Raw genomic sequence first — 3286 nt, forward strand, 5'->3', positions numbered from 1 at the left:
ATCGCCACCGCACGGAATGCATAGTTTGCCCTGAGTAGTTTTCTCTCTTTCCCGTCAATATATACTTTCCATCCAGGATAGTATGTATCGCCTAAAAAAAGTATCTTAGGAGACGTGCTTGATACCCTCAGATGCACATCATTGTTATTGTAAGCAATAACCTCTACCTCTGTCCTCTGTCCTCTGTCCTCTGTCCTCTGTCCCGTCTCCCATTTCGGCTCTTCTTCAAGAAATACCGTCTTACGAGGGTCCCATGAAGAATCTACCATAGCCTCAATGTATCCCTTGTCTCTTTTCTGGACACTGTAATTATCAACAAGGAATGCCCGTGGAAGGGCATTGTCGTTTTTATAGAGATAGATACTTTTGTCTATCTCCAGTAAAAATGTATATCCTGGAAACTCAAACCTTTCATGCCAGAGTATATACTTTACATTCAGCATATCAAAGAAATGTGTCATATATGGTCTTGGTGATAGTACCATGAAACTATAAATCCTGTTAAAATCCTTCTGATATGTTACAGAAAATCCAGCGAGATTTTGCTTTTTCTCTTCGACATTAAATAGAAATTTGTTTCTTAATATCTCATATTTCTCCCGTGTGCTTCGGTATATCTGTTTTTTTTCAAGGCATTTTGTGTGGGCATATACACGATAAAGACTTTTTTCTTCAGACAACAGTCTGTTGACAGTAGAATCCACATGCAGGTCTTCTTTTTTTGCATGCTTATAAAATCCAATGTTTCCGACGAAGAGATCAGCGATAAAAATAAGGATTATGAAGGTATTTAATGCAGAGGTAGGAATCTTTTTCTTTGTAGATAGAAATATCAGGAGTGATGTAAGTACAGCAAAAAATAGCAGTCTTAATATATTTGGATATATCACGAGATGAATAAGTGGAGTTGAGGCGGTTGATAAAATGTCTTTAAGCAGGGACATCATTTTCTCGGTTGATAGTGCTGTAATACCCCACAGGACAGCAGAAATTAACCCCGCTGTAAGAAAGAGATGGCCAATTCTTTTCCTGAATACTTCGTTTATGTCTAACCTTCTTTTAAAGTAATCCCACCCCAGTCCTACAGTGATTGATACAGTAATAATCGTCAGGGCGATAAACTTTATCGGATACCTTATGGTTTTAAATAATGGCAGGTAATCATAAAAATATCTGTAGAATGGGTTGTATTTTCCAAGTGCAAAGAATATAGGGACAAGGATGAGTGTAGCAAAGAAATACCTGTTTCTTTTATCTGGTTCACAAAGAAAATAAAGGAAGGCAAACACGGTTGGGGCTATACCGATATATAAGGTTTTAAGCCAGTTCTGTTCTTCCCAGTAAAAGTCCCACCCACTCCAGAATGTATCTGGTAACCAGAAATTAATCAGATTCCATGGCTCGAGAGACCATATCGTCACATGTGTAAAAGGCAGTCCCTCAGCTCTACTTGATTCCTTTGCAAGTTCGAGAAAAGGAATGAGTTGTATGGCACCAAGACCAACGAAGACGAGGAGCGTTATAAAAAGGATCGAAAGTCGAGATCTGAAGGTCGAAGGTCGAGGCTCTATTATATGTAGAGGAAAGATGGTTATGAAAAACAGAGCAGCAACAGTGGTAATCAATACCTCAATTCCACCGCCGAGGAACATCAATAAAAGTGAGACCCCAGTTAATACTGGATACTTTAAATCTCTCCATCCCCCTTTTAGTAAAGGGGGGCGAGGGGGGATTATCGAGGAGCGAGGGTGAGGGAGTGACAATGTTCCAAAATAAAAATATAAAACGAGAGGAAACCATACTACAGACTGAAGGGTTGAAAGCAGATTGTGAACAGATAACAGATAGCCTCCAAAGGTAAAAGAGATCGCCGAGATTATTGCTGTGGTGTCACTCCTCTGCATCCCTTTTATCAAAATAAACATGAAGATACCTGCCATCAGGAAGTGCAGGACGATTACATGGTTAAAAGCAGTATCAAAGGGGAATATGAAATAAAGGATATTTATAGGATATAGAACGCCAGGCTGTAGATTTGCAAACAGAGGCTCACCACTGACAAGGTATGGATTCCAGAGAGGAAAATTAAATTGTTTGACCTCTTCGACCCATAGTTTTATATACTGGTAAAAAAAGACAGGTAGGTCTCTTTCAACGAATATCTCTCCGCAAAATACAATATCGTAGAAATAAAGGGCTGTGAGTAATATCAGTAGTGGTAGGTATAAAAGATATTTCACTTTTCTCTAAAAGAGAGCCTACCTTAGAAATGTAGCTATTATTGCAAGAAAAATCGTTACCTGAACCCCAATTATCCAGAGGAAGTATCTTGAAAACTTCTGGTCAAGAGAATTTATCCGTTGGTCAAGAGAATTTATCCGTTGGTCAAGAGAATTTATCCTTGAGGAGAGTTCTTCCCTGAACCTGTCCACCTTTTGGTCAAGGTGAATCACCATATCTCGTAATTCTCCGCTAAACCGTGACTGTTCTTCTACTTTACCCTCTAAATAGGCGACCCTTTCTTCCAATGTAGTCGGCATCTTTTCCTCTCCTTAGTAATTAAAAATCTATCAGATAAAACTATTTGTGTCAAGAATGAGAAAATTATATAGATTATGAAGAAAGAGGGATAACCCCTCAGGATAATCCCTCTCTCATTAATCTTGATTATATATTTACCAGATAGAGCCTGTTCAAAAACTTACAATTCCTTGAAAATCAAGCAACTACAAGGATATTCAATTTTCATTTACCGCAACCTGTCATTCCGTGCTTGACACGGAATCCAGTTGTTTTTCAAGGACTTATCACTTCTCTGGATTCCTGCTTTCGCAGGAATGACATCAAAACTGCCATTTATTTTTGAACAGCCTATTATATTATTCAACAATTAGTCTCCAACAGATACAGTAATCTTAACAGGATGCGTAAATGTCCAGGTGTATGTTGTGCCATTGATAAGGGCTGTAAAGTTATAGGAACCAGCAATAGTTAATCCACCAGTCTCTTCAAGTTGATTATAGACAGATGTTATATCATGTGTATATGCAGGTCTCGCCATGGATGCCTGCGCATAAGCAATCGTAGACGCTGTCCTAAGTGCTCCAGAAAAACCTCTCGCTGTTGCTCTTTCAGCATCTGCTGTCAACGTAGTAAGCCTCGGTATCGCCACCGCTGCAAGAATCCCGAGGATGATGATTACTATAACAAGTTCAATCAGTGTAAAACCTTTCTGGTTCCTCATTATTTTCACATTAACATCTCCTCACATTTATCTCACAATTAG

General features: G+C 38.9%; 3 protein-coding genes. All 3 read right to left on the bottom strand.

From position 1 onward, the window contains the following. A partial coding sequence (locus AB1488_08465) for a hypothetical protein (GenBank protein MEW6410124.1) occupies window positions 1–2240 on the bottom strand: 2240 nt, incomplete at its 3' end. Window positions 2241–2258: 18 nt separating this feature from the next. Continuing rightward, window positions 2259–2540: a hypothetical protein gene (locus AB1488_08470; GenBank protein ID MEW6410125.1), complete on the bottom strand. Its 282-nt coding sequence runs from the start codon at window positions 2538–2540 to the stop codon at window positions 2259–2261. Window positions 2541–2890: 350 nt separating this feature from the next. Beyond that, entirely contained in the window at window positions 2891–3244 is a 354-nt protein-coding gene (locus tag AB1488_08475; GenBank protein ID MEW6410126.1) for a prepilin-type N-terminal cleavage/methylation domain-containing protein, read from the bottom strand. Window positions 3245–3286: the final 42 nt, after the last annotated feature.

The sequence above is a fragment of the Nitrospirota bacterium genome, assembly GCA_040756155.1.
Lineage (GTDB): Bacteria > Nitrospirota > Thermodesulfovibrionia > JACRGW01 > JBFLZU01 > JBFLZU01.

Coding starts and splice junctions, on each gene's coding strand:
- AB1488_08470 (MEW6410125.1), bottom strand. CDS start 2,540: ATGCCGACTACATTGGAAGAAAGGGTCGCCTATTTAGAGGGTAAAGTA.
- AB1488_08475 (MEW6410126.1), bottom strand. CDS start 3,244: ATGAGGAACCAGAAAGGTTTTACACTGATTGAACTTGTTATAGTAATC.